A 26,308-nucleotide genomic window follows, 5' to 3' on the forward strand; every position below is an offset into this window, starting at 1 on the left:
GAAACTGAAATGCGATTCCAACTTACACTGTGGATTATCCTTGCTTCTTTCGCAGGCCAGGTAACCGCCCAAACTTCCAAAATCGTTTCCGGCTCCACCAAGTTCAGCGTTAAGTTCATTCTCGGCACTTGCGACGGCACATTCGATGCGCCGCGTGGCGAGGCTATTTTTAATGAGAAAAATCCGGAAAGTGCTTCATTCGACGTCCGGATCGCGGCTAATACTTTCAAAACCAACAACAACTCGCGGGATAAGGATATGAAGAGCAGCAAGTATTTCTGGGTCGAGAAATATCCCGATATCCATTTCAAATCTGCCAAAGTCGAAAAGAAGGGAGATAAGTACCAGGCTACGGGTACCTTGACCATGCGCGATGTTTCCAAAACCGTGAGCCTGCCCTTCGACGCCAAAAAGAATGCCGACGGCGGCTATTCCCTTACCAGCTCCTTCGATATCAATCGCCTCGATTACAAAATCGGCGAGAAAGACTGGAAGCTGAAAGATATCGTGACAGTCAATCTGCAGGCGACCATCAAGTAATCTGGAAGAGTGACGCTTTGGTCAGAAATGGTCAGGTGTAGTCACCTGTTCCCGATCATTTTTTAGGACTTCCCTTTTCGTTCACAAAAATTATTTCATTTTAATTGTAATTAGTCTAAATAATATTTTCATTTGCAATTATAATTAGTCTAAATTAAATTTTTGTGAGGTATTGCTTCGCCATTTCTTTGATATTGTTGGTTATCAGTAGGCTGATGGCGCAGGAAGGCAATGGTACTACTACGCCGGGGAAAGACTCCGCGGTGTTACCGGATACGGCACATTCCCTGAACGAGGTCGTAATCACAGGGCAATCCGAACCACAATCGTTACGGAACTCCGTGTATCAGGTTCGCACGATCGACAGCGAGCGCATCCGCCTGCGGGGCGCCACCAATTTGCAAACGATCCTCAATACGGAGCTCGGGATACGGTTTTCCAACGATCTTACATTAGGTACGAGCGATATTCAGCTCATGGGTATGTCGGGCCAGGGAGTTAAAATCCTCCTGGATGGCATCCCGATGGTCGATCGCGGCAGCACGCGCGAAAGCCTGGGCCAGATCGATATCAATACGATCGAACGTATCGAGATAGTCGAGGGGCCGATGTCGGTAATGTACGGTACCGACGCACTGGCGGGGGTAATCAATATCATTACCAAAAAGGGTCATAGCGGCAACTCACTGTCCGTCAATGCCAGGATACAGGAGGAAACCGCCGGCGACGAATACGATGCATTAACCCAAAAAGGCACGCATAACCAGGGAGTAGGCCTTACCTGGCAAAATGAGCATTTACAATTCTCGGGCAATGTAACGAGAAATGACTTCGGTGGCTGGCAAGGCGCTTCCACCGGCCGCGAAAAAGATTGGATGCCCAAAGATCAGATGCTTTATACCGCCGGCACCCGCATTACCGGTAAGCGGTGGAACCTTTGGTACCGCTTCAACGGCGCTGACGAAACCATTAAAGACCTGGGTAACCGGAACCCCAATACGGGCATCGCGTCCGATCAGGATTACATCACCAAGCGCTGGTTCCACCAGGTACAATCCGAAATCAGGCCGAATGAAAAGCTGAGTATGACTGCCGTAGGCTCTTACACCGACTATTCCCGCAGGACCCTCAGCACAAATATCGATATCAACGACCACCGTACACTTTCTCTCGAACCCGGCTCACAGGATAAATCGATTTTTAAAACCGCATTTTTCCGGGGAACGGCCTTTTACAAAGCCGGCGACAACCTTTCAATATTGGTGGGAGTTGATTTTTCGAACAACAACGCCTCCGGAGCCCGCATCAATAGCTCCCCTACTATCAACGAATATGCGCTGTTTCTGGCCCCCGAGATCCGCTTCGGGCAGTTTTTCAAACTCACGCCAGGTTTGCGGTTCCTGAAAAACTCGGTCTACGACGCGCCTCCGGTGATCCCGTCGCTGAATGGCAAGCTCACTTTGAGCAAATCACTGGATTTCCGGTTCGGGTATGCGCGTGGCTTCCGCTCGCCCGCATTACGCGAGCTGTATTTCGATTTTCACGACGCCTCGCATTCTATTAACGGGAACGTCAATCTTAAAGCGGAATATTCCAACAGCTTCAATTCATTCCTCGTGTGGCAGGCCGTCAGCCGTGAGGTACTACGCATCAGCTCTACCCTCGGCGGTTTTTACAATATATTTCACGATCTGATCGACACCGGCATCGATCCGAACGACCGCACGCAAACCACCTATTTGAATATCCATTTGTTCAAAACCACCGGTTTTTCGCTTGAAAACAAGCTGTTCTGGAAAAATCTGCAAGCTACCGTCGGCGCCACTTACATTGGCCGCTACAACGAATTTTCGGAAACCCCCGAAGATTTCGGCCCCCTCCCGGAATTTGTATGGTCCGCGGAAATCAATGCAAACTTGCTGTACACATTCAAAAAGGCCGGAGCAAGCATTAACCTCTTTTACAAATACTCCGGCAAACGCCCTGTGTACGAAACCACCGACCAGGTGAATATACATCTCGCCGAAACCGAAGGATTTCATATGGCCGACCTGACCGCCAGCAAGACGTTGGGCAAGTACGTCAGCCTGCTGGGCGGTATCAAAAACGTTTTCGACGTCACCAACCTGCGCAATACCTCCACCGACACTGGCGGCGCACATAGCACGGGCGGCCCGGTTCCCATGTCGTTCGGCCGGTCCTATTTCCTCGGCCTCAGTTTTCAATGGACAAAGCATTAACAATCAAATACCCTTTCATTATAACTCCAATAATCATGAAGAAAATAGTCCGGTCGCTATTACTGGTTGCATTCCTGGGAACATTCAACGCGTGCAGCGACGACGAACCACCTCTGCCGGATAACCTGGCGGCTTTTGAAGCCACCGAAAAGGGCTTTGAAGGTGAAGAAACCGAGATCAAAATCGCGCTTACCAGAGCGGTAGATGCTGCAACGGCCGTTTCGGTAACATTAACCCCGACGCAGCTTACTTACGACACCGAGTTCACCACCACACCTGCGGCAGCAAATGGCATCATCACATTATCGGTTCCTGCCGGACAGTCATCTGTTTCTTTCAAAGTGAACAAGAAATCGGGTGTGCTGCTGGATGGCGACGAGAGCATTGCATTCAAAATTACTTCGGTGGGCAGTCCGGTGCTGGTTGGCACCAATTCCGGGTTGAAGCTGAGTTTCAAAGCGATCATTTCCGAAGGTACCAACATTCAGTTGAATGGCATTGCAGGTTCCGAAGCCGGCAGCAGCGCCGCCAATTCGGTATTCCTCGACCTTAGTTCCAACCAGCAAACGCCTGTTCTTCGGAGTAGCTGGGACCTCGGGTTTTACAACGGTTCCGATTTCCGTGTAACCATCAACGGCACCAACGGCGCATCGGCATTGGTTATCAATAAAACGGATATCAACGCGGTTTCCGACAAGGACTTTAAAGCCGATTCGTTGGCTGTCGGGCAGGGCGCAGGCAAGCTGTCCCTCGTAGACGATGCCACCGGCGATCTCAACAAAACAGTGATTGCCGCGGTTTCTGCCACAGACGCGGACAATAAAGTGTATATTCTCAACCGTAAAGGTGGATCGATGGACGTTCTGCCGGTGGCGGATCTATACAAAATACGCATTTTGCGCAAAGCTTCCGGCTATACATTACAGTATGCGAAAGTGAATGAAACCACTTTCAAAACCCTGGACATTACCAAAGACGCAGCCTACAACTTCGAATTTGTTTCCCTCGAAAAAGGCGCAACCGTCGATGTGGAGCCAGCCAAAGAGCGCTGGGACCTGAAATGGGGTTATAGCATGTATTTCACCAATTTCGGTACGGGGCTAATCCCTTACGGCTTCTCCGACCTGGTATTCACCAACAACCTTGGCGGCGTGGAAGCTGCGGAAGTACTCACTTCTACTGCCACTTACGATGCATTTGCGGAAAGCAATCTTGCAGGCATCACATTTAGCAAAGCAGCGGACGTGATCGGCTCTAAATGGCGTGTTACGCAAGGTACTATTGGTGTCAAAACCGACCGTTTCTACCTTATTAAAGATCCGGCCGGCAACATTTATAAGTTGAAATTCATCAGTTTCCACGCCAGCGACGGTGGCGAGCGCGGCAAGCCTAAATTGGAATACAAGCTTGTTAAAAAAGGAGCCTAAGGTTTAAAACTCTCGAATTATGCTATTGAAATCCATTATCCTTACGGCCTGCACTTTGGTGGCTACAAAGGAAATGACGAACCTCATTCCCAAAACGCCCTGGGTAGCACCCATCAAAACTGAAATCGCAGTGGTTAAAGATTTGAACGCAAACACCAAGTCTTACATTTATTTCAGCCTGGTTACCGGCAAGGAAGTCCCTGCCGCCGACGCCAAGACAAAAAACTGGGACATCGCATTCAGCAAAACCACGATTGCCACCAACAGCGGCACCAGCGGACCGGGCGAGGGCGGGGCGATCGTTCTGGAAAAACCCTTTGACCAGGTAAGCGAAGCCCCAAAAGACGGGTACAAAACCGACGGAGACGCTGGTTACGCCATTCCGGGCGGCAGCGGCAATAGCTGGTACAAATACGATATGAGCGTCCACGCGATTCTGCCGATCCCGGGCAGAACGCTGTTGATCAAAACTGCGACCGGTAAAGTCGCTAAGGTGGAAATCATCAGCTATTACAAAGGCGCACCGGAAGATGTACCTACGGAAGAATCGAGCTACTACACTTTCAGATACACGATCGCGGGTGAGGACGGGAAGTTTTAATCCCTACCCCTGGAATGCAAAAGATCCCGGAGTGATCCGGGATCTTTCTGTTATCTGACGTATTTCCAGTTTCGCACCTTTCCTTCCGCCAACCATTCCAGCGCCTGCGCAATGCGCTTTTCACGCGTGGCTTCGGTTTTAGCATCTTCGAACCACTCCACATATTCCTTTTTATTGGAATAACTGAATCCTTCAAAAACCTTCTTTGCCGCCGCATGATCCGCCAGGGCCTCGGTAACATAGGCCGGAACGACCAGCTCTTTGGGTTCCTGGGGTTTATTCTCCTTTTTCAATTTCACACCGCTGTCGATCAGGCGCATGGCTTCGAGGATAAACCCGCGCAGGTGTTCCTCTGCCGGCAAGTCTTCGATACCTGTAATTTTCCCGAGACTTCCCATTCCCACCCGCTCGCCGTTCACTGCGAGCAGATTGTCCGGGTCGCTGAGACGCGATTCCAGCCAGAAGCCGAACGAACAATGCTGTTTGAAAGAGGCCATGCTGCATAGGATGCTTCCCTTGTATTCAAAATGGGGAAAGCTCCATTTCATGGTTTCTTTCGCGTCCGGGCACGTCTCGTGCACGAGCGCGCGCAGGTATTCGAGTATAGGAATCGCAAAGCTGGCGGATTTGACTATGTAAGCGTCAATGCGCGGGTCGGTACGGCTCATTGTTTTTCGAGAATTCCTTTCAGATTGGTCAGGCCGTCCTGGAAATCTTTTCCGACAGATTCATCCATATTTAAAAAGGGAAGCATGACGTTCATAGGGATCGGCATTTTACCTGTAAAGCCCCAACGGACACGGGTGGACGTCGAGTCGATGCCCTCCGTGATCATATAAGCATCGCTGGTACTCTCAAACGGTTTGAGGAAGCGCAACTGGGTGTCGATCCGCTGTCCTTCTTCAATTTTGGTAATTTCCTGCTCCCCTTTCCCAACATCGTCGTTGCCGTCCCACTTCGAAACGAAACCAACGGTACCGTCCGTGCCGGAGAAGGTTTTGACCATCTTGGGGTCTTTACGTCCCCATACACTCCAGTCATTCTGTTTTTTGAGGGATTTCAGGTATTCAAAAACCTCAGCTTTGGGTTTGTTCACAACGATTTCACGCTCGACGGCGTAGTCTTTCGGCATGATGAAAGCGGCAATCAGGACCAGCGCAATGAGTCCCAGGATAATGTAGAGCACTTTTTTCATAAAGGGGGTACTTTTTGGTGAATAATTAAACCTGTACTTGACTTCATCAAGATCTTCGATCAACTCGGTATTCGTCATTCCGGCTTTTTCCAGCACGCGGATAGACGCGATGTTGTTGACATTCACAAATGCGATTACATCCCTTGCCTTCAATACATTTTTCGAGAATCGGATCAGCCCCGTGGCAATTTCGGTGGCTACTCCCCGCCCCCAGAACTCCTCCATGACCCGGTACCCGATCTCAATCGCCGAACCGATCCTATCCAGCTTGGCAGCTCCTATCAGCTCCCCCGAATGCCTGTCCTCGATCAGATATCTGCCCAGGTACGTGTCCATGCCATATTCTTCCAGGAAACCTTTGAGCATATCGTCCGACTCCTCGCGGGTAAGCGAATAGCCTGTGACATACTTCATCACATTGGCATTATTACTCAGTCTGAAATACTTGTCGCCGTCTCCGGCCGTCATTTTGGTCAGTACAAAATGTTCGGTATAAATAGGTGTAACGACCATTGTAAGCTGCATTGAGCGTTTCGCGGGAACCGGATCGGCTTGTTAATATACACTTTTAATCAGAAAAGTAACTTCATTTTCGAGCTTCAATTTTCATGAGGTTAAGTTCTCTGTTTGAGCGGAAAAACACAAGTTTGAGCCCGATTATTCAAAATCGCCTTTCAGCAGGTAAAAGGCATATTTGCATTCATTACCAGTCGAATATTTCCTGTTAACGTTCATTAACTTTCATAGTCAAATACTATACTGATTATCAACACATTGCATATTGTTTTAAATTGACGGGGGAAGGAATCGGGGGCGTATTGAAAATCTGTAAATTTCCCAGAAAAATTTTTTGAAACAATTTTTGATCGCCGGTACTTTGTTGCTCACAATCATCAACAAACGTATCAATTATGAACCGTTCCTCCAATTTTGAAAAGAGCTTTTCCAGTTCGTTCTTTTCGATCCTTTTAAGTAGCTGACCCAAGCGAGCCGACGCTCATTTTCCTATTTAAAGCGGGTCTGTAACTATTTCATTCTCGCTCTAATTCGGCAGGCATTCAGATGAGGTTTCGGCCTCTATTCAGTACTAATTTTTGCAGTTTGATGAAGGTGACAATTAGGGGCGGTTTAACTGCCCTTAAATTGTTGCCCGATAAAATCAGCTGCGTCCATTCATCAACAAACTTCAAACTATGCAACGAGGAAAAGCGCCTGAGCGGGTTAAAGAACCACTAGCGCCACGGATTCAAAGAGAAATTGAGCGTCAAGCTCGGGTCGATCGGCTTTTATACGATCAGAGCCCAATCATTCACCAACTACTGAGGGCGCGTCCCGGCCAAAAGCTCCTGATCGAGGTAGAGCCTTTGGTCCAGAGCGATAATACTTGCGTCGCTGGGAATCTAACCGTAAAGGATGGACCAAACAAAAAGGTGTTTTCTGATCTCATATTCAGGATCCACGGCGTGTCCGAGTATAACCCATGAGCAACGTCAAGCGCAACACCCCTGGGAAATTCTATTGTTCTGACGCCGAAGAGCTGATTGAATACTTTAAAACTGCGGTCCTTCCGACGGAGCCCATTTGGCTTGATAAATGCACCAGGGCGCTCAATTGCCGTAAAATGGTTGATAATAGTCTAGTCAATTTGGAAATCTACAAAGGACGACACCGATTCGAGGAGCCTATTATAATCAGGCTTCGAAAACTCAAAGCGTATATAGAGCAAAGTGGAAAAAGTACTACGGAGTAGGACAAAGGCAGAGGTAGATAAAATCAGGAATAGCCGGGCTTGGCGAAACAGGACCAGGCCGGAGCAGCTGAGGCGATTCCCTCAATGCCAACGATGCGAGAAAAAGGGCATACTGAAAGGAGCTAAGGAGGTGGACCACATCATTCCTTTGGAACAGGGCGGAGAGCCTCTTGACTTCAAGAACCTGCAAAGCCTATGCTTTGCGTGTCACGTAAAAAAGAGTGCCGAGGAGAATCGGCTGCGTAAATCGACAAAAATTGTTGAATGACGCGAGGACGATCATTTCAATCGCAAGGAAATAAAATAAGAAACATATGAAACCGTCATTGATCCGCCTAAGCTCCGATGAAATTCGTCTGGTTTACGACGAGGAGTTGATGAGGAAAGTTGCCCATGACCTCATAGTATCCTATCGTAATTTGCAATTTGAATTGGTCTGTGGCACGTTGGAGGCCGCTGAGAAATCCATTAAGGAGTACTGTCGAGCCATCGGAAGATCGCTTGTTTTAACAGCTGATGCCCGAATTGTTAATGCTTATCTAGCGAACCGCGGCAGAGATCCGAAAAATGCGCGATTGCAGAGAGTGGCGCGACAGGGTGCGTCCGCAGCAGCTGCTCGACTTTCCATACTGTCCGATTTGCGACAGAAGAGGGCGTTTAATCCAATGGGGGCAGGTAAACAACGAAACAAAATCAAACAGCATGGAGTCCAAGAGCGAAATCGCTAAGAGAATACTCGAAACCCAAGGAGTTAACGCCGCGAGGGAATACTTAGGATTTCCGCCGCTCCCTCCTCAGGGAAGAACAATAAGGGAAGGCGGCAAGGAGCCGCAAATCAGCGCTCCCAAGACAAAGCCGATTTTCACCAAGCGGGAATGGACGGGATTGAAGTACACTCTAATCGGATCATTTTTCTTGATTGGGATGGCAGTAATACCGGAATGCATAATGAGAGGAGAGACGTGGTGGTCGATTATCATCGGATGGTTATCCGTTTCATTCGGGCTTACCTCCTTTTTGGCTTTCATCACTTATGCAGCAAACAAAACCTTTGAGGTACCGGACGATGCTGAATAGGGGCAATTGAACTACAATTAACAAACAGATAGATATCGAACATGGAGAATCACCATAGAGTAATTGTCGGCGCTATTTATAATTGTCCCTGGACTGGTATGGTCACCGGCGCTATGATACAGAGCTGGGCAAGACGAGCCGAGTTAAATCAGCCAATGTTAGAGGAGGATCTGAGGGTAATGTATGCGTTGATGACCTACTACAAGCAGCACTTTCCGGAAGTTTATTCTAAGTACAGGGATTCGGAAGAGTGTCTAAAACACCTTCCTGAGAATTTCAGGTAATAGGAATCGCATTAAATCATTTCATCAACAAACTATAACAGTCATGTCCGAATTTAAAGAAGTAAAGAAGCTGGAAGGCATTAACAATCGTATCCAGTGGATGAAACATAAGTACCCCGACTTTAAGGTAGAGGATCGATTCCTACCATACCTGCAATGCGCAGAAGAGAATACCCCACTCTCCGGAGGAGAGACAGACGAGGACACTTGGGTTCCAGTGGCAAGTGTACAAGATCTTAAAGATCTCCTCCCTATTACCCATGAATTATGGATTGTCCCTGACGCACCCAATCATTGGGATGAAGTTGAAAGGGATGTTAAGGGAGGCGTTACTTTCGCATTCTACTGGCAAGAGGGCGCTCTGTGCTGGGAACGATGATCCCTCATCAATATGCGGATCAAAAAGGCCGTTTCCAGCGTCCTGAGGCCGATTTCTGAGCTTGTAGTAGTCCTACTACGGGGGAGGGGTCAAAAGTCTGAACCAAACCCCTTGGCAACGCTCGCAACCGTCAGACATATACCGTGTCAAAATTCAAGGGAGGGGGTATGTTCCCTTCCCTGTAAAATTCATCAACAAAATGTCAGCTGGAAGACCTAGCAAGCCGACCGCTTTGAAGAAGCTGGAAGGCACTTATAGACAAGACCGAGCCGTCGCAAATGAGATGATGCCATCAAATTTAGACTACGCCCCTACTCCTCCGAGCTTTCTGAATGCCGCGGCAAAAAAAGAATGGAAGAGTGTTTGCGAAGAGCTCATTGAACTCCAAATGTTACACCGGGTTGACCTCGGCTTGTTAGCAGCCTATTGTTCTGAAATGGCAAACTACATCAATGCAGTCAGGGAGCTAAAAAAGAAAGGCGAAGTGCTGACTATCAAGCGAGAGGATGGCAGTGAATACTCAATGCCATCGCCTTGGGTAGCAATTAAAAATAGCTATTTGAAGAATGCCCAGGCAATCGCAAGTCAGTTTGGTTTTACTCCGTCTGCCAGAACAAAAATAAACGGTGGTCGGAAAGGAGAAGGAGATCCTTTTGACGAAATGCTAAATATGGACGATGAATAAACTCGAAACAGCTTTGCAATACGCAGAGGATGTTCGAGACGGAAAGATTCTTGTCAACAAATACATTAGACTTGCCATTGAGCGGCATTTCAGGGATTTAGAAAATGCAGAGGTAAAGGGATGGTATTTTTCTGATAAAGCAGCTCAAAAGGCACTAAGGTTCTTTGATTTTCTTGTTCTAACGAAAGGTGTTACCAAGGCAAATGTTCCTAAGGAGCAGATTAACCGAGACGGAACTATTCGATTTCAGCTCGCGCCCTGGCAGGCATTCATGATCGCATCAATTTTCGGTTGGAAGAAAACGGCCAACAAAAAGCGCCGTTTTACTGAGGCGTACATCGAAATTCCTAAAAAAAATGGGAAGTCCACGATTGCCTCCGGGATTGCGAACTTAATGTTGATCGCAGACCGGGAGGCGGGACCGGAAGTTTACTTCGGCGCTTACACCCGAGATCAGGCCGGAATTTGCTTTGAAGAGGCTGTTGCCCAAATTAAAGACAGTCGTTGGCTTAAAGAGCGAGCTACCATTTTAAAAAATACGGTAACCGTCGCGAAGACCCGGGCAAAAATGATGGCAGTGAGCCATGATGCAGACAACACTGAGGGCAAGAATGGACACTGCACGATCATCGATGAATATCACGTGCATAAGTCAGACAAGGTGAAAGACTCTCTATCGACAGGACAATCTGCTCGCGAACAGCCTTTGCAGTTCGTTATTACGACAGCCGGCTATAACCTGCAAGGTCCCTGCTATAAGCACAGGGGCATCTGCATCGATATGCTGGAAAGGAAACATGAACTCGATGAGGTATTTGTCTTGATTTATGGAATTGACGAAGATGATGACTGGAAGGATGAGCGGAATTGGATAAAGGCAAATCCGACCATCGGAATAACCACCAAAATAGAAAAATTGCGTTCAGAGTTTGCAATGGCACTCCGCTCTGGAACAAAGGAGGTGGATTTTAAAACAAAGCGTTTGAATCGCTGGGTTAAAGCTGAAAAGACTTGGATTCCTGACGAAGTTTGGAATCTAGGAGCCGATTCAGATTTTGTGCCGCCGCGAGGTGCAGTATGTTATGGAGGAATTGATTTAGGCCGCACCAATGACATTTCCTCATTCGCGCTGTTTTTTCCTGCACACAATTATTTGATGGTTAAACATTATGTCGCCGAACGGGCGGCCGAATACGCTGCCACTGAGGGCATTGATTATACAGATTGGATCCGTGACGGTCATTTAGTAGCGACACCAGGTAAAACAACCGACTACGAATACATTCTTGATGACATTTTTGCGAGTGCGGATGAATGGGAGATCAATTTTATTGGCTTTGACCCTTATGGCGCACAAATGTTTCGTGATCGATTGTCCGATGCAATGGGTACCATTTACGCCCCAGAGAAAGGCGACGACGGTAAGTTAAAATGGAGCCATCACGAAAAAGTCCAGGCATTTCGTCAGGGTGCGCTTTCGTTAGGCCCTCCCACTGCATTGTTCGAGGAATTGGCAACGAAAGAGACTATTAAGCACGATGCAAATCCGGTGACTGCGTGGATGCTAGGGAACGTTGCTCTCGACACCGACCATGCCGGCAATATTAGGCCGAGCAAATCTAAGAGTAAGAACAAAATCGATGGCATTGTTGCCAGTGTTATGGCAATTGGGATGTACTCGAAATGGCATCATCTCCTGACATCTAAAAAGAAAATAGCCGTATGGTGATAAGCAATAATGATTTGACGCTGACTCGTGAAGGGTTTATCAAGCTGTTCGAGGCTCTAAAAAAACAGGGTTTGACGGCGAAAATGGCGTTTGACAAGGTTTTGGAGATGTGTGATGAGCAGGGGTATCGGCACCGTTTTTCCTCCTTCGAATCATTCAAGGAGTCATATTATAGAAATCCGTAAAAAAGTAAGGATTCCTTACTACTTGTTATTTTTTAATCACTCAACTTTGTATCAAATCTTATCGTTTTGGGAAATCTTCTGATAGACTGGTTTAGCAGGATAGTCGGACGATCATCAGGGGCAGAGGTTCGCAACGTTTCCAGCGAGCCAACTGCATCATTATCGGATGATGTCTCTCTCGCAAAACTGATCGGCTTCGACCGAATATACGCGCGGGCTAATAGTCGCACCGCAATGGGGATTTCCACATTCTTTGGATGTGTGAGACTTATTGTCAATTTGACATCGTCAACGCCTATTGGAGTTTATAAGTATTTGCCAGGCGGAGGGAGTGAGCCAAGGCCAGATCATCAGCTTGATTATCTGCTATCTGTAAGAACAAATCCGCAAATGGCTCCGATCATCGCAATCGCAACGCTAGTGATTAATTTTAAGGTGCATGGGAGCGCAATTGCAAAAATAGTTCGCGATAACAATAGAAGACCGATTGCGATTTTCCCGATTCCTACTCAGAATGTGAATTTTGTTGAGGATCCTACGACGGGCGTTTACTTCTATCAAATAACAACGAATGGGGTGAATGAGGTCTTATCGGAAGATGATATAATTCATATTAAAGACCTGGGTTTCGACGGACGTATAGGCACCTCCGTTATAGATTGGCAGTCCGCAGTAATAAAACTTGACGCTCTGACTCATAAGTTTGCTGAAAACTACTACGAAAAAGGCACTTTTATAGGGGGATTCCTAGAAACTCCGCTAGCTGCCGATGAGGAAGATGCTGCAAAGGAGTATAAAAAACGGGTTGTTGAGTCTCTGAGTGGCAAAGATGGGGGGTTGGGTCTCGCGATTCTAGGTCCCGGCATTAAATGGCACGCAGTTTCGCGCACACCACTCGAATCGCAGTTGGTCGAGATATTCAACAAGTCTGACAAGGATATTGCCAAGATGTTTGGGGTTCCTCTTTCTCTTGTCGGGGACACAGAAAAGCAGACATCTTGGGGTAATGGAGTTGAGCAAATGTTCATCGGGTTGACTAGAACCGTAATTATGCCTATTGCAGTTCAGATGGAGCAAGAAATTCGCTATAAATGCTTCCGAACTGACGAGATAAAGGCTGGTTGGTACATAAAATTCAATTTTAGAGGATTGCTTAGAGGCGATTCTGCTCAGTTTGGAAACTATGTCAGATCGATGGTCAATTCGGGCATTTACAACATAGATGAGGTCCGTGCTCTTGAAGAGTTGCCGCCGCTTCCAGATGGTGTTGGAAGTCGCAATATGGTTCAAGGAGCGATGGTTCCAATCGAGCTACTTGAATATTTCATAATGTCAAAAAACAAGCAAACGAACAGTGGAAAAACGGATAATTCCGCAGGCCAATAGCGAAGTCCGTGCATTTACGGGCGATGATGGCGTAGAGCATATTACCGGGAAAGGAATTGTATTTGAGCAACGGTCATACCTCCTCGGAGGATGGTTTTATGAAGAAATCGTGAGCGGAGCGGCCGATAAAGCTAAAACTGATATGATGGTTTCTTGCTTTAACCACGATTTAAACTACGTCCTGGGTAATTATGAAAATCGGACAATGTCGATTGACATCACTCCTACCCATGTTGAATACGATGTAATCGCTCCGACAACAACAATCATTCAGGAGTTGGTGGGCGCTCCTATCAAGAGACGGGACGTACGAGGTAGCTCTTTTTGGTTTGATGTTGTCGAGAAGGAGGACGAATGGATCGAGTTGCCAGGAGGTTTTTGGCTGCGTCGAGTACATATCATCGACACAATCTATGAAATGGGTCCGGTCACGATGGCGGCTTATCCGCAGACCACAACAGAAGTGGCAAAGCGATCATTCGATCAGTTCGAAAAAGAGCGAAAAGCAGGAGAGGCTCGCAGCTTAAAGCAGCTTGCTAATATGAAAATGAGGCTTTTGAAGCTGAGATAATAAAGACTTTTCATCAATAAACTTAAAAACCAAAATCAATATCATGGCAAAGTCCGTAAAGGAACTACGTGATCTGTATGCTCAAAAAATGGAAGCGGCCGAGGCTGCTTCAAAAGTGGGCGATGCAGAAAAAAGAGATTTGACGGCAGATGAGTTTTCGGCTTTCGAGAAATTGGAAGGCGAAGCTCAAAGTATCAAGCGTGAGCTCGACCAAGCTGAAAAATTGGAGAGATTTGCCCAGCAGCGAGCAGCCGCTAATGCCGCCGCTGGTGGTGGTGTGCCTGGTAACAAGCACACCTCAGATGGCGATCAGCGCGATCTTGGCACGTTCAGCCTAGCAAAAGTAGTTTTGCGAAAGCTGGATGGCGAGCGTGTTGACGGCGTTGAGGCGGAGGTTCTTGCGGAGGGTGTCAAAGAGGCTCAAACGCGCGGCCTAGCGCCGAAAGGCAACATTGTGATCCCTTACGGAATTTTCGCACAAAACGCGGAAGGTCGCGATTTGATTCAAGAGCGAGTTGCTGCACGCAGGGATCTGACAGCAACCGGCGGTACCGGGGGTGATCAAGGAGGCTTGACTATTCAAACGTCTATCGGAAGGTTGTTTGAGGCGCTTTTCAACAAAGTTGTACTCCAAAGTATGGGTGCTACATTCCTGCCAAACCTGACTGGTAATTTGGATCTTCCTCGCCTTGTAAAAGGAACCGACCCTGCATTTAAAACTGAAACAGGGGCAGCTGATGAAGTGAGCCCGACTTTGGTTAAGTCTTCGCTCATTCCGCATCGCCTACCGACCTTTGTCGAAGTGACAAGCCAATTGCTACGCCAATCTGAGTACAACATTAACCAAGTACTTATTCGCTATCTGATCAATGCTCTATCCTCGATTGTCGATAAGGCAGGAATTAGTGGACCAGGTATTGGTAACCAGCCGCTAGGAATCTTGAACACTCCCGGAATTGGTGCCATTTATGCGGGTGGTGCTGCATCCGGGGCAACAAACGTGAATGGCGCGGCGCCAGTTTGGGCCGATTTCCCAAATATGTATCGTGAGATTGCGGTAGACAATGCTGACGTTCAAAATATGGGTTACCTGGTCAATCCGCTTATGGTTGCTAAGCTTCAAACCACTGAAAAGTCGGCCAATACGGCGGTATTCATTATGCCAGAGGGCGCCAAAACCATCAACGGTATGCGTGCGGGCGTTACAAATAATGTTCCGTCAGATTTGGTAAAAGGCAGCTCGACGGATCTATCCGCAGGTATCTTTGGGAATTTCCAGGATTTGTGGATGGCAACATGGGGTGGACTGGAATTGTTAGTCAACCCGTATTCTCGTGATACGGAAGGTATCACTCGCATCAATGCTGCTATGTTTGCTGATAGTGCAGTTGTTCGCCCTGAATCTTTCTCGGCGGGCAAAGATTTCAAAGTTTAATTTTTGTGAAGGCCTCCGGGCCTTCACAAATGATTTCACCATAAATATCCAAATCAATGAAAATCAAATTCATTAAGCCACATTTCAAATATTCGTATTTCCCCGGTGACACTGCCGATCTCGATGACGAAGTTGCTGAAAAGCTGGTCGAAGGAGGGTACGCTTTCGCTGCGAAATCTGCCGAAAAAGGCACAAAAGAGAAACAGGCCGATCCGCCAAAATAAGCCAAAATGTCACAACTTACTTATCCTTTCATAGCCACCAGGTATACCGACGAAATCGTGTCCTTAGCAGAGGCGCGAGAATGGTTGCGAGTTGATATTGGTGGCTATGAGGATGATGACAATACAATTATAGCGCTAATTCAAAGTGCGATAGATTACGTAGAGAAGAAATGTAATCTATCCTTGGGCGTGTCTGACTATGAATGGCACACATTTTCGCTTCCATGCGCAATGCGAGATACCTATTTTGTTCGAAGTATCACCAGCATCCAAGAGAAGACAAGTTCTGGTTTGGTTGCAATCGACCCATCCAATTATGAATTAGTGCCGGCAAGTAAGCGCAGGCATTTGATTCTATGGAAAAATGGCTATTTCAATAACGGATCGGGTTTTCTTGTGAAGTTCAAAGCAGGTTTCGACGAGGACGAGGTGCCTCCTACCCTTTTGATGGCAATTCGGGCCCTTATAGCTGGTTGGTTTGACGGCCGGGAGGATGCAATTAACGAAAAGAAAACATTGAGCGACAAGCTCATTGCAACATACAGAATAGGCTATGCGGGATAGAATAGAACGAAGGCGAGGTGCAGGCATCTATGATCGAAGAATCCAAGTTTTGGAGCCAATCATTGCTCCTAATGAATACAACGAGGAGCAATTAGCCTATCAGGTCAAATATGATAGGTTTCCTGCTGGGATTTTGTCGGGACTATCGGGAGATAACGAATCGCTTGATGGTAGACTCGTTCAGTCAACCTCCCGAGTCGATTGGCAACTTCGTTTTGTTTCGAACATTGGCATAAGAACTTCTTGGAGAATTAAGGACTTGCTTTCTGGGCTAACCTATGAAGTTATTGCGCCAATTCAGGAAGTAGGTCGTCGGGAGGCTTGGCTAATAAAAACTCAGATCGTTGGATGAGTATCAAAGTCAATACGTCGGAACTTGAAAAGTTGGCTCGTGGCCTAGAAACGTACAAGTCAATTTTGCCTAGGTCTGTTGCCGACTCTGCTTTAAAACGTTCCGCACGACCAATGCTTTTGTCAGCTCGTCGATTAGCTCCTCAGGGAGATAGATTAAAAGACGCGCGAGCTGGTGCGACTCGTCGGGATTTGCGAATTAAAGCAGTTAGGCCGGTAGGCGATGAAAATTCCCGTGTGCTGGTCGGAGTTTCGAAAAGCAAGGGGAAGGTTGGGCGAAGAACAAACCTAATTACTCGCGGGTTTACCGACCGCGGCGGACGATTCCACCGGGCGAGGGACTTTTTGAAAGATGCTTACGACTATACGATCGAGATTGTGCGAGACAATTACGGAAGAGAAGTATTGTCCTCGTTCAAAAAATGGGCACGTAAAAACTTGCCGAAAAGTAGATTCTAATGATCACAAGAGCCTTTATACAAAAACTTCTTGCAACGTCATTCGTGACCTCGCTGGTTGGAACACGTATATATCCAAACGTTATAAAAGAAAACGCTACGCTGCCGGCAGTTTATGTATTTGCCGATGGCATGGAGGATCAGGGCTGTTACGATCCAGAATCTACAAAAAATGGTTCTGTGGAGATCGGCGTTTACGCCAATTCCTATGCTGACGCATCCAATGTAATGTCTGCCATTAGAATGGCCCTGGACAAATTCAGTGGGGTGATTTCAGGAGTCGGAATCGTCATAATGAGCGCCCAGGAGGTTGCCGATGGGTTTGACGATAAGCAAAAGGCTCACATAAAAGTTGTCGAGTATTCGGCACTTGCAGAGGCGAGATAATTCATCAACAAACAATAATAGATCATGCCAGAAAGAATTGTATCCACCGTCCGGGGTAACGAGACAACCATGGCGGTAGACAAGGCCGATAACGACAATTTTGTTGTAATCAAATGCGCCACGGACATCAATATGTCCAGCGAGCTCGAACAGCTGGAAGCCAACTGCTACGGCGGGAATGAGATCCTGATTTCCGGTAACGATCCGATACCGGCATTTACGCTGAACGGGATTGTGAAAGAGTATCCTACCGTCGAAAAAGCGACAAACGTTTCCGGTAACGACCTGGAAGACTGGCACCTTTCGAAGGAGCCCAAGGAATTTAAGTATGCCCGTGGCATGACTGGTGACCGCGTGCGTAGTTTTACCGGGTTTGTTTCGGCGTATGGCGAGGCAGGTACCGCAAACGGACTTCAAACGTACAGTGCCACGATTTCGGCAATGAAAAAAATCACCATTTCCGCTGCGCCTTAGCATCGGCTCATTTCATCAACAAGCTAGCGAGGTTCAGCGATGGACCTCGCTCAAACTAAATCATCATGGCTAAGAAATTGACGACAAAGGTTCAACAAGAACCCGAGAAGCTTGATGTTATCAAGGCTCCAACAAAATTTAACATTCAGCTGGGAGACAAATTGTTCACCGTCTCTTTCGGTACGAGCACGTTTCTACGCATCAAGGAGGAGCGGCCTGATCTTCCTTCCAGCTTCGACTTACTGGAATCGATAATCCCTATCGAGGCAATCCCATTCCTTATTCACTGCGGAGTCAAACCGGAAGATCGGACATGGAAAAACTATGCAGAACTTCTTGAATTATATGACGAGTGCGAGGATATGGAGGCAATTTCCAAAGTGCTGCCTGGGTATTTGGCCGGCTCTGGCTCTGTCCTAAAAAAGTTAACTCCCGCACTCGCCGCAGTCGAAGCGCTAAACCAAAAAGGAGCGAAGTAAAATTCGATCCTGACGATTGGTACCGTGGCGCGGGACTGATGGGCCTGGCACCTTCTGAATTGGAAGTGATAACCCCGTACCAATTTACCCTACTGCGGGAGGGATTTAATGAGCGGCAGAAAATCGAGTCTGACAGGGCAAAGTATATAGCCTACTGGGTGTATAAAATGGCTGGGAAGGTCGTGGAGAATCCCGTTTCGGTGGAGCAATTCCTAAATCCAAATGGCTCTGATGCTTCTATCGATTTGGAAAAATACATAGAAGAAAAATTCACGCCAGAGGCAATGGAGCAATACGACAGACTATTTAATCCGAAAAAATATGCAACCTGATATTGGGGCGGCTAACATACGGGTAACATCAACAATCCAGGGACTGCTTGATGGTATGAAGCATGCATCTGCGGCGGTTCGTTCCACTGTATTTGAAATCAACAACAAGCTTACCGACAGTTACAAGCGAGCAGCCAAAGAGCAGGCAGTTTTCAGGGGCGGACTATCGAAATTAAGTGGAGACCTGACCGAGATTAGCAAGAAAATGGCTATCGTCGGCGGACTCCCCGCGCTTTTTGCGGCCGGAAAAGCTTTCAAGGACTACGCTGAACTTCAGAAACTTCAACGCGGGCTCGAACGTTACGGTGAGTCTATTCAAAATGTGCGAGAGCTGGCAAAACTTCCAAATATCGGGATTTTTGACGGTGCGAAGGCCTTAATCGGCATGAAGGCAATGAAGCTCAATAGCGACCTAGCTACCCGGTCATTGAAGGCCTTTGCCAATGCCATCACTGACGCAGGCGGCTCGGCGGTAGACCTGGAACCGGCGTTGATCAACCTGAACCAGTTTGTTCGAGGCCGACACATTAACCAGGTCGATCTACGGCAGCTGGCTACCCGCATGCCGCAAACCAACGATGCTATGGAGGCTGCATTCGGAACGCAAGACGTTGAAAAGCTGAACGCGAAGATGAAGAGCATCGGCGTCACTGCCTTCATTGATAAATTTGTTACCGAGCTTGAAAAAATACCTTTCGCAGGCGGAGGAGCCGCGAACGCAATGGAGCAGCTGAGCGACGCCACTACGTTCGCATCGGCGGCATTGGGTGAAGGGGCAGACAACGCGTTTGATATCACAGGAAAGATATCCGGATTGACCACGATCTTGGACAACCTTACATCGAACTTTCAAGCCCTGACCCCTGAGGCGCAGAAATCAATCTTTACCCTTGGCGCCTTGGCCGTCGGTATGCCGGTTTTGATCGGATCCGTCGGAGGGTTAATCAAGCTCCTTCCCCTTCTTGCGACCGGTTTCGGCGCAATTACTGGCCCTATTGCTGCGACCATCGCGGTTGTTGGCGTAGCTGCGGCCGCCATCATCACCAATTGGGATTCAGTTAAGAAATTTCTGACGGACTCTACCTGGTGGACAACACTCACCGGCCTTGGAAGCTCGGCGCTCGGGATCATGATGGAATCCTTCAAAGTTGTTCTTAACCTGATTCAGGGCGATTGGAGCAACATGTGGAAGGCGCTCGTGAATATGGGCAAGAATGCGGCCAATGCAATTGTTGATACAATTGGAGGGATTGCAAAAGGCGCGATCGGGCTATTCGGCACATTCAACGAAGCGTTAGGATTCAATGCCATCGGCCAGGGGGCGAGCTCGGCTGTGAAGTACATTGATGGACTTACTCAAAAGTTCAGGTTTGAGGTTCCGGACTCATTTGCTGTTGCTGGAAAGGCAATTAGTGGAGTCAAAAAGGCAGTAGGCGATCTTACTGGTGATGCGGGTAAAGTTGGGCCCACGATTGGAGGTGTCACAAAGGCGGTCAAAGAGCTATCGGATGTAGCGAAGCAAGCTGAAATCATTAACGGCCTTGGACAGTGGTGGAAAGATCAAAACAGTTTAAAGCAAGCGATTGCAGGATACAAGGAGCTCGTCGGTGTCACGGCTAATCTAAATGGCGAATTGCTGAAACTGAGCAAGCCCGAGTCTATGCAACTCGGCAACAGTTTGCAGAATGGGAAAGACCAGGCAAAAGCCTACGGAGCAGCCTTGATGGATTCCAGGCTCAAAGCGACTCAGGATGCCATTGCAAGGTCTTCTGCAAAATATTTCGGGGCTGGTAACCTACAACTCGATGCCGCAGTTGACCTGAATTCGATGTTTGGATCTGTGTTTGATCTGGATTCGGCCAAGGAGTATTTCAAGGGCTTTGCGAAAGCTGCCGACGAATCGCTCACTCAGTATGCAGACAGGCTGCGTATGATCCTGGGCGTAACAGCTCAATTCAAGGATGCGTTCGGGTCGGCGTTCAATCTGGAAGATGCGAAAAAGTTCTTTAAAGAGCTTCCCAAGGCTGCAAACGTGTCGGGTGAGAAGTATTCGGAATCGACTCAGAGAATGGCAGCCGCCACGGTCCAGCTGAACCAGGCTTTTAATGATGCATTCAAAGATGCGGCCCGGGATGCGGCTGTTTCGTCTGGGGAATTGATCGGTAACCTGATGACTGGCGCGGGAGGGATCGAGGATTTCGGAAAGCGCGTGCTTGGTACTTTGTCAAGCCTGCTCAAAGATATGGGTAAGGCGTTGATCGCATCGGGTACCGCAGGTATAGCACTGAAACTGTTCGCGAAAGTCCCAGCCGCAGCAGTAGCGGCCGGTATTGCTCTTGTTGCCCTTGGTCAGGCCACCCAAAACAAAGTGAATAACCAGGTAGGCAAGTCGATACCCAAATTCGCGACTGGTGCCGCGGTATATGGTCCGACAACTGCCATTGTCGGGGATAACCCTAACGCTCGTCACAATCCGGAGCTTATCGCACCGGCGTCGAAGGTGGACCACTACATCGAGAAAAGCATCAAGAAACACGGAGGCGGCGGTGACGGCGGAAGCAATGTTTTTATACCAGATGTGAAGCTTCGCGGCGAGGACATTTATATCTCTTTCAAGCGAATGGAGAAAAGGAACAAGGCAATTTACGGAGGATAATGGGATTAAAATATTTCACCCAGTATCGGGATTCTTTCGGGGATACAAGGGAGGTCAGGCTTTATAAAGACGGATTCGATGGAGAGCCCGTCGAGTGGATCAGTGAGCGTGGCGCGGTTCGGTATACAAGGGGAGGATCTGACGGGTTCTTCCCTGATCAGCCCATTATTGCCTCGCAAGCTCAAATTGGACTGATCTTAAAGCAGCGCTACGATCTAACTGAATTTGCGACGAACAGGAAAACGTTCTATGTTGAAATTGTAGATACAGTATTCAACCGCGTCATATGGAGCGGGTGGATTGAGCCTTGGGACGCTCGGCACAACTACCAGAAACCACCATACGTGGTTAATCTCACGGCCAGTTGCGGATTAGCCCACCTTTCGAAAAAGAAGTACGCAAACCCCAACACTACCTTCAAGAAAACCGGGTTGCAGATTATCCAGGACTGCCTGGCCGTGATTGGTCGAGAGGACCTTCCCATTCGGCTTTCGACCCACATGTATGAGAATAAATTTACAGGAGATAGTAGGTTAGGACTCACCTCGTTTGAGGAAAACACATTCAGGTATTATGATGATAATGGGGAAGCGCTCCATTGCGACGTCATCGTGAACAATATCTTGAACCACTTTGACGCTGAGATAACTCAGTGGAATAATATGTGGGTGATAGTTTCCATTGTTGATAAGTCTACGGCTTTTGATACCTCATATCTTGACCTTTCCTCATCGCCACACCCAATGGCATGGCCCGGGACATTTTCAGTAAATGGCGATATTTCCAAGTCGCTTGATGGTGGACAGATCAGGATTTTGCCACCGATCAATAAATACCGGACCGAGATCGATTTCGGTCAGCAAATGCCGTTTTTCGAGAATGGCAACATGATCATTTGGAATGAGGCGGGACTCGTCGGGTGGGATTTTTCGCACATGCCGAAAGGCAACCCTGGATGGGAGCAATACGGCCTTGGCGGGGAGAGTAACAAATCCATTTTAAAAGTCAATGGCAAGGCTCCGCAGCCGTATCGGAAGCGCAAGAAAGTCGGCCTGTTCAAAAAGCTGACCAACCAAGCAATCAATATCGCGATTGCGGGAACTGGCGCGGTCGGAGCGCTCTTCAATAAACCTGTACTCAAAGGCTCATGGTATGACGTTGAGCCATCGGAGTGGATTGAAAGCCCGGGAGGGACGATTTCAAAGGCCGACAAAAGCGTAACTATAACCTTCGATTACGAGACTGAGGCATTTTCGTCCGACATACTGTTAGCTATTCGAGTCCCGGTTACATTGCCTGATGGGTCGGTTCGCAATTTCTGGGTAGACTCGAATTCACGTCCTGCACAGGCTGGAAGCGACAAGACGAATTGGAGCTTGGACACCAATTACCACATCATTCGCGTGCCGCCGATTGATCGTGGAAGCTTGATCAATAAAGGTGAGATTAACGCTTCCGGTAATCCGAACTACCCAGCCGCGAGCGCGCCAAACTGGACCTGGGCAATTACGGGAGTTCCCGCGGGTGAATATCGAAAAATCGGTGGAGTTAATGGGGTGATCGTTGAAAATGGCGACTTGGTGATTGCCCGGGTAGCTAATGCAGGCGGAACGCAGGAGGCCGTTGGTGGCAACTTCGAAGTGGTCAGTGTCCGAAATAATACTAAACAGGGTATTTTTAGTTGTACGGTGGCGCTCAGTAGCACATTTCTTACAACGAACCTTAGCGTTCCCTATCCAGATAAAGTCTACGTCCGCTTTTACAAAATGGCGGACGACGAAGGCAAGCCTGGGGATTGGTACAAGATTTATAATTTGAAGGGTGAACTGGAAGGTTTTGTTGCGTCTAATGAGTCGTCAAAATATGCAACCACGTTGGAGCGCGGGGATGTAACAGACGAAGAGGCCGACACGATTAGTCTGATAAGCGGAGACTTCACGCCGTGGTATGTTGGAGCGTGGACACGTCCAGGTAGCAACGAAGTTACTTCTTCGTGGAGGCGCAGGCCAAATCTGAATGAGGCGCTTTCGATTTACCGGGCAATGATGAAAGACCGGCTTTGCATGACCACGAAGCCGCTAACTGTTTTTGAAGGGAAGATATTCCTTTTGCCTGGCGACGGATATGTGCATTATCTACACAGGCTCTATTTTGAAGATCAGGACAAATATTTCCGCATCGTCCGCTTTTCTTATGATGACTCCCAAAAGGAGGCTGATGTTACTGCGGTCGAAATTCGGTACGAGGAAATTCCAGATTCTGAATTAAAGCAAGACTCATACATCCCGGGATCAAGGCAACTAAACACAGTACCTGGCCAGGGTGATGGAATTTACCCAAGTAAGCAAGATAGTACGAATGGCCGGCTCAATGCCGAAGATATGCCGCTGACCGGCGAGGAGATCCTTGAAGCCGTGCAGGCGGTAGGCAGGACTGGCGCACTGTTCGAGGATATCACGCCGTTGACCTATGTTGCCGCGGTTGAAAGCGAGGATTCTATCGATCTGCATGATTTCATTTCTGAGGCGTTCACGGAATATGAGGAGGATCTGGACGCGGAGGATAAAACCGACTTTTCGACACTCATTTTCAAGGTTGTTTCAAAGCCAACTTGGATTTCCGCGATCGATGTGGAGAACCTGGTGGTGACTGCAACCGCGCTTGCTCCGAAGTCGGGCTCGTTCTTCGTTGACTTTGAGGCATACGATCCGATGGATTCCGAGAATGCGATCCCTATCCGCGTGCCGGTCCTGGTCGAGGAGAATGAGGATTACGTCGAGACCTGGCCGCCAGAGTTTGAGCCGTTCCCGGTTTTAAACTTCGTGCTGGATAAGCTGACGACAACCGGCTTTGATTTTCGGGACTACATGCCCGACGGTCATAAGCTTTTGACGTACCGGTTTTTCTCTGTTCCGGAATGGGTTACAGCTCGCAGCGTGGTGAATGACGACTTCTCGATCACTGGCACACCTACCATTATTGAAAGGCGGACGATCACGGTTCAAATATGGGATGGAGTGGCAGAGCACCGCCCGTATACCGATGAGATCACATTGCAGGTAATCGAGGCGACGGAGATCACTGTCGAGCTTATGGATACTTCCGCAGGCGACGCCAAAATTGGCGACTTACCAGGTGCATTCGAAGTGTTGGCGCAATGGGATACACCCATTAGTGTGAAAGGCCTGCACGACCGAGTTTTGATTAAAATAACTGGCGGCGGCGACCTGGGTACGGAACTGGATGTTACCAAAAACTTCCCGCTATCCAATCCAGTTACAGAGGGCATTTACAGGCCATTCGCCGATACAAGCGGAACAACTGCCGGCGTAGGTCAATACACGATCGAGGTAACGGCATTCCTTGGAGAGAACGAAACCGTTCAGCCTTTCGACCTGACTCTTTACGATGAGGAGTATTTGGCGAAAATGAAAAAATTTCTTGTCAAGGGCTTTGATTATGTCGGGGAGATCATGCCAGACGGTGCTACATCATTTGTGTATCCGGGGCCGGTGAACGCGCGCGCCGAGATCCACGATATCGACTTCGACGAAATTTACATTTCGCTCGAAAAGGATGGTGAGGTAATCGGCGAACAACACATTCCCGACGTCAATCCGACGCTTGCATGGTGGTTCGAAGTGTTCGAGGAAAATACAGAATTGGAAGCTGGCGTATATACATTTCCGGTACGCTTGCTGAAAGATGGGGTAGAGGTTTTCAAGCGGACAGTTAAGTTCACCATCGAGAGCAAGGATGCCGAGCCGAAGCCGCTGCTTTCGCTAGCCACTTTCGCGCCGGGGACAACCAACGCAACGATTATCACGGAGAGCATTCCTTTGAAGGGCGCTGAGTATGACCTTGTCCCTTGGACGCTGGTATTTAATGGATTTGGACCGGGTGTGGAATGTGTTACAGGCGAATGGGAATTGGACTTTTTGCGTGGTGGAGCATTCGCTGAGGTAGAAATTGAGAAATTTACAGGATATCCTCAAAAGTTTGCATACACCACTGGTAGATCCCTTATCTTTGGCAACAAATCATCTTTGAAAATTGGGGACATTCACCAGGCGCCATCCCGCGTACTGGCGAAGTTTATCGGCCGTGATGCTGACGGAAAGATCGTGGGCATCGCCCAGGCTGATTTTAGCTTTCGCGTTGCGCTGGATCCAGAAGATTATTCAGGCCTTCGGTTCTTGACCATCGATCATGTAAATGGCGGCGAAATGACGCTGCTTGATGCCAATGTTCCTAAAACCGGGCGTCAATATGCTATGCCTCCTGACGGGTTCTGGTGGACGGTATCCGCCCGAAGATTCGGCGGGCAGGAGTTCGACGGGGTAAAGGTAAAGCTTTCCAAGGTAGTCGGCGGAATCGAACAACCTGCATGGGTTTTTGGCTCGGACTACCTCATTTATCACAACGTTGGGAGTGTAGTTACGGAGCTTACAGACGACGATAAGGCCTACATCTTCGGTATGGATACGGACGCGGACGGGATCCGTGTAGTATTCCGCGTTGGCGACGATGTTGAAATGCCGCTCGACGGGACGGCAGGTCTTGGATTCTGGAAGATTACAATGATCGCTTACCTGGCTACGGTCGAGGTTGCGACGCTTTCGGCGACTATTGAGCTGATCGAGGACGTAGAGCCGCCTATTAAAGATTGCTGCGCATGCGACTGCGAGGGAGAGGCCTCTGAGCAATTGGAATTCCCGTTTACCACACCAGCTGAGGAGTGGATTGTAAACCACAACTTGAATAAGAAGCCAGACCCTCTAATTCTGATCGGCGGCAAGAAGGTGATGTCTGACGTGCAGTATATCGATAACGATGTATTTAAAATTATTCATACCAAGCCACAAACTGGTTCTGTGTTAATTATATCATAATCAACAA

Annotated in this window: 23 protein-coding genes; 21 read left to right on the forward strand and 2 right to left on the reverse strand. The window is 48.2% G+C overall.

All coding sequences use genetic code 11. The features are described 5' to 3' along the window. Positions 1-9: 9 nt before the first annotated feature. The 4 genes from J7619_RS15900 to J7619_RS15915 all read left to right on the forward strand — a co-directional run bounded on the left by J7619_RS15900 (position 10) and on the right by J7619_RS15915 (position 4,808). The gene (locus tag J7619_RS15900; RefSeq protein WP_291200249.1) at positions 10-540 is read left to right on the forward strand and encodes a YceI family protein; all 531 of its coding nucleotides are present in this window, start codon (positions 10-12) and stop codon (positions 538-540) included. A 215-nt stretch (positions 541-755) separates the two neighbouring features. Beyond that, positions 756-2,780 (forward strand): TonB-dependent siderophore receptor, encoded by a 2,025-nt coding sequence (locus J7619_RS15905; protein WP_291200253.1) that lies wholly within the window; start codon positions 756-758, stop codon positions 2,778-2,780. Positions 2,781-2,815: 35 nt separating this feature from the next. Next, positions 2,816-4,207, forward strand: a complete 1,392-nt coding sequence (locus J7619_RS15910) for an HmuY family protein (protein WP_291200257.1) — start codon at positions 2,816-2,818, stop codon at positions 4,205-4,207. Positions 4,208-4,226: 19 nt separating this feature from the next. Then, positions 4,227-4,808, forward strand: coding sequence for an HmuY family protein (locus J7619_RS15915; RefSeq protein ID WP_291200260.1), 582 nt, complete (start codon positions 4,227-4,229; stop codon positions 4,806-4,808). Between the two features lie 50 nt (positions 4,809-4,858). On the opposite strand, the gene J7619_RS15920 is transcribed toward J7619_RS15915, so the two are convergent. Next, positions 4,859-5,476 carry a YdeI family protein gene (locus tag J7619_RS15920; RefSeq protein WP_291200263.1) on the reverse strand — a complete coding sequence of 206 codons (618 nt, stop codon included), beginning with the start codon at positions 5,474-5,476 and terminating at the stop codon, positions 4,859-4,861. Further along, positions 5,473-6,528 carry a GNAT family N-acetyltransferase gene (locus J7619_RS15925; RefSeq protein WP_291200266.1) on the reverse strand — a complete coding sequence of 352 codons (1,056 nt, stop codon included), beginning with the start codon at positions 6,526-6,528 and terminating at the stop codon, positions 5,473-5,475. The genes J7619_RS15920 and J7619_RS15925 overlap by 4 nt, the downstream gene beginning before the upstream one ends. Positions 6,529-7,483: 955 nt before the next feature. Between J7619_RS15925 and J7619_RS32255 the strand changes: the two genes are divergently transcribed. The 17 genes from J7619_RS32255 to J7619_RS16000 all read left to right on the forward strand — a co-directional run bounded on the left by J7619_RS32255 (position 7,484) and on the right by J7619_RS16000 (position 26,301). Continuing rightward, on the forward strand, positions 7,484-7,753 hold the full coding sequence (locus tag J7619_RS32255; protein ID WP_409012732.1) for a DUF6965 family protein: 270 nt from the start codon (positions 7,484-7,486) through the stop codon (positions 7,751-7,753). Continuing rightward, the gene (locus J7619_RS32260) at positions 7,731-8,021 is read left to right on the forward strand and encodes an HNH endonuclease signature motif containing protein (protein ID WP_409012733.1); all 291 of its coding nucleotides are present in this window, start codon (positions 7,731-7,733) and stop codon (positions 8,019-8,021) included. The genes J7619_RS32255 and J7619_RS32260 overlap by 23 nt, the downstream gene beginning before the upstream one ends. 434 nt (positions 8,022-8,455) lie before the next feature. After that, a complete protein-coding gene (locus J7619_RS15930) occupies positions 8,456-8,830 on the forward strand; it encodes a hypothetical protein (protein WP_291200269.1) in 375 nt (124 codons plus the stop codon). Between the two features lie 327 nt (positions 8,831-9,157). Then, positions 9,158-9,493, forward strand: a complete 336-nt coding sequence (locus J7619_RS15935) for a hypothetical protein (protein WP_291200272.1) — start codon at positions 9,158-9,160, stop codon at positions 9,491-9,493. Positions 9,494-9,725: 232 nt separating this feature from the next. Then, a complete protein-coding gene (locus J7619_RS15940) occupies positions 9,726-10,178 on the forward strand; it encodes a phage terminase small subunit P27 family (RefSeq protein WP_291200275.1) in 453 nt (150 codons plus the stop codon). After that, the gene (locus J7619_RS15945) at positions 10,171-11,907 is read left to right on the forward strand and encodes a terminase large subunit (RefSeq protein ID WP_291200278.1); all 1,737 of its coding nucleotides are present in this window, start codon (positions 10,171-10,173) and stop codon (positions 11,905-11,907) included. Before J7619_RS15940 ends, J7619_RS15945 begins: the two co-directional genes overlap by 8 nt. Before the next feature lie 251 nt (positions 11,908-12,158). Continuing rightward, positions 12,159-13,478, forward strand: coding sequence for a phage portal protein (locus tag J7619_RS15950; RefSeq protein ID WP_291200281.1), 1,320 nt, complete (start codon positions 12,159-12,161; stop codon positions 13,476-13,478). Further along, positions 13,447-14,049 carry an HK97 family phage prohead protease gene (locus J7619_RS15955; protein ID WP_291200284.1) on the forward strand — a complete coding sequence of 201 codons (603 nt, stop codon included), beginning with the start codon at positions 13,447-13,449 and terminating at the stop codon, positions 14,047-14,049. Before J7619_RS15950 ends, J7619_RS15955 begins: the two co-directional genes overlap by 32 nt. A gap of 43 nt (positions 14,050-14,092) precedes the next feature. Beyond that, positions 14,093-15,484 carry a phage major capsid protein gene (locus J7619_RS15960; protein ID WP_291200288.1) on the forward strand — a complete coding sequence of 464 codons (1,392 nt, stop codon included), beginning with the start codon at positions 14,093-14,095 and terminating at the stop codon, positions 15,482-15,484. A 56-nt stretch (positions 15,485-15,540) separates the two neighbouring features. Then, the gene (locus J7619_RS15965) at positions 15,541-15,708 is read left to right on the forward strand and encodes a hypothetical protein (RefSeq protein ID WP_291200291.1); all 168 of its coding nucleotides are present in this window, start codon (positions 15,541-15,543) and stop codon (positions 15,706-15,708) included. Positions 15,709-15,714: 6 nt separating this feature from the next. Beyond that, a complete protein-coding gene (locus J7619_RS15970; RefSeq protein WP_291200293.1) occupies positions 15,715-16,272 on the forward strand; it encodes a phage head-tail connector protein in 558 nt (185 codons plus the stop codon). A gap of 809 nt (positions 16,273-17,081) precedes the next feature. Continuing rightward, positions 17,082-17,468 carry a DUF3168 domain-containing protein gene (locus tag J7619_RS15975; protein ID WP_291200296.1) on the forward strand — a complete coding sequence of 129 codons (387 nt, stop codon included), beginning with the start codon at positions 17,082-17,084 and terminating at the stop codon, positions 17,466-17,468. 24 nt (positions 17,469-17,492) lie between these two features. After that, positions 17,493-17,942, forward strand: coding sequence for a hypothetical protein (locus J7619_RS15980; protein WP_291200299.1), 450 nt, complete (start codon positions 17,493-17,495; stop codon positions 17,940-17,942). A 65-nt stretch (positions 17,943-18,007) separates the two neighbouring features. Then, positions 18,008-18,421, forward strand: coding sequence for a hypothetical protein (locus J7619_RS15985; RefSeq protein ID WP_291200302.1), 414 nt, complete (start codon positions 18,008-18,010; stop codon positions 18,419-18,421). Between the two features lie 38 nt (positions 18,422-18,459). Continuing rightward, complete coding sequence (locus J7619_RS15990; protein ID WP_291200305.1) at positions 18,460-18,753, forward strand: hypothetical protein; 294 nt, start codon at positions 18,460-18,462, stop codon at positions 18,751-18,753. Further along, a complete protein-coding gene (locus J7619_RS15995) occupies positions 18,743-21,409 on the forward strand; it encodes a hypothetical protein (protein ID WP_291200308.1) in 2,667 nt (888 codons plus the stop codon). Before J7619_RS15990 ends, J7619_RS15995 begins: the two co-directional genes overlap by 11 nt. Next, complete coding sequence (locus J7619_RS16000; RefSeq protein ID WP_291200311.1) at positions 21,409-26,301, forward strand: hypothetical protein; 4,893 nt, start codon at positions 21,409-21,411, stop codon at positions 26,299-26,301. The genes J7619_RS15995 and J7619_RS16000 overlap by 1 nt, the downstream gene beginning before the upstream one ends. Positions 26,302-26,308: the final 7 nt, after the last annotated feature.

The organism is Dyadobacter sp. (assembly GCF_017744695.1).
Lineage (GTDB): Bacteria > Bacteroidota > Bacteroidia > Cytophagales > Spirosomataceae > Dyadobacter.